Annotated in this window: 1 protein-coding gene; it reads left to right on the top strand. The window is 37.8% G+C overall.

Going from position 1 to position 1,710, the window contains the following annotated elements; all coding sequences use genetic code 11:
* The first annotated feature begins 61 nt into the window (after positions 1-61).
* Positions 62-1,234, top strand: a complete 1,173-nt coding sequence (locus tag QZY09_RS13220) for a DUF5009 domain-containing protein (protein ID WP_295673086.1) — start codon at positions 62-64, stop codon at positions 1,232-1,234.
* The last annotated feature ends 476 nt before the right edge of the window (positions 1,235-1,710 follow it).

Below are 1,710 nucleotides of genomic sequence, written 5' to 3'. Positions count from 1 at the left end.
ACGCAAATACAAAAAATAGCTATTATATTTAAAATCTGTTATACTGAGTCAACATTTCATCATGATAAAAAATCCAAGCCGGTTACACTCCATTGATGTTTTACGGGCAGTAAACATGTTTTTTATGATCTTTGTGAATGATCTCAGTGGCGTACGTAATGTGCCCGAATGGATCGACCATGTGAAGGGTAATGTTGATGGCATGCACTTTGCCGATACCATTTTTCCTTTGTTTTTATTTATTGCCGGTTTGTCGCTTCCGCTTGCGCTCAGTAAACGGTTGAGTAAAGGTGAATCGTTTTCCAGTATAGCTATTTATATCTTGTTACGTTCATTCGCGCTTATTGTAATGGGCTTTTTCCATGTAAATATGGAGGATTACAGCAAGGACGCATTGTTGCCGCTGGGTATATGGGAGTTTTTATTAACGATCTCGTTTTTCCTGATCTGGCTGGATTACCCGGAAATATGGTCAACAACTAAAAGATACATTTTGATGGGCACAGGAATTGTATTGCTTGTTATATTGGCTTTACTTTACAAAGGTGGAACACCTGCTGAACCAAGGGGCTTAACACCCGAGTGGTGGGGCATTTTAGGCATCATTGGCTGGGCGTACCTAGTTTGTGCGGGGGTATTTCTGATATTTAAAGGCAATTTTATTGCGATGTGCACAGCGCTGGCCATATTCATGGCCATTAATATTTGCAGTCATGGCCATTTGATCAATTGGCACCTTTTAGTAATACAGGATGGCGACTCCTGCTCGCTCATGATGTTTGGCGTTGTGTTTTCCTTGTTATGTTACAAATTTGTAACCAAAGGTAAATACAGCAGCATATGGATAGTGTTTACATTAACGGGTTTAGCTGCCATAACGCTGGGTTTTTTAGTCCGCCCCTATACCGAAGGTATTTCAAAAGTGCATTCCACGCCGGCATGGGTTTTAATATGCAGTGGAATAGGTATCATTTTATTTGAATTTTTCATCTGGTTGATTGATGTTAAAGGCAAGGCAAACTGGTTTAAAATTATTAAACCAGCCGGAACCAGTACCCTTACCTGTTATCTTATACCGTATTTTATAGTGGCTATTTTTGCCATCGTTGATTTCAACTTCCCCGATTTTTTAAGCGAAGGAACAGGTGGAATCATCCGCTCATTTGCCATATGTTTTATTGTGATATTTATCACCGGTTTTCTTGAAAAGAAAAGGCTCCGGCTCAAAGTTTAAATATAAAGGTTTAATCAGGCAGGTTACCATCATGTGTCTAGTACGAAAACACGGGTTATTTGTATAACGATCGCATTTTGCCCACTTTATACACATCTCCGTTTAAGGGCCAATCTCATATCTTGGCCGGTTGGAATACAGATGTTTTTTAACATGGTCGTCTGTTTTATTGATGGCCAATCGCTTGTAAAAAAGGGAGTATAAATAGTTGATGAACGAAAAGAAGGCTGACGCGATTTTTGGGGAATACTATTGTAATGAAAGGCTATTTGCAGGTTAAGGTAAACGTTGTTTTAAAGAATTTAAAATCCCCCTAAAACAAAAAAAAGAGAAAGCTGGCGCTCACTCTTTTTGTAGTAACTGACCTCATTATCTATCATAAAGAACTAATTGGTTAGAACGATAATAATAATTATACAAATATATAACATGTGTATTTGATACACTAATATTTTAACAGATTTTTAACAGTTTTT

Origin of the sequence: uncultured Mucilaginibacter sp. (assembly GCF_903913935.1) — a bacterium.
In the GTDB taxonomy this organism is placed as follows: domain Bacteria; phylum Bacteroidota; class Bacteroidia; order Sphingobacteriales; family Sphingobacteriaceae; genus Mucilaginibacter.
Note: the sequence above shows the minus strand (reverse complement) of the source record. Positions and strands in the feature narration are given on the sequence as shown.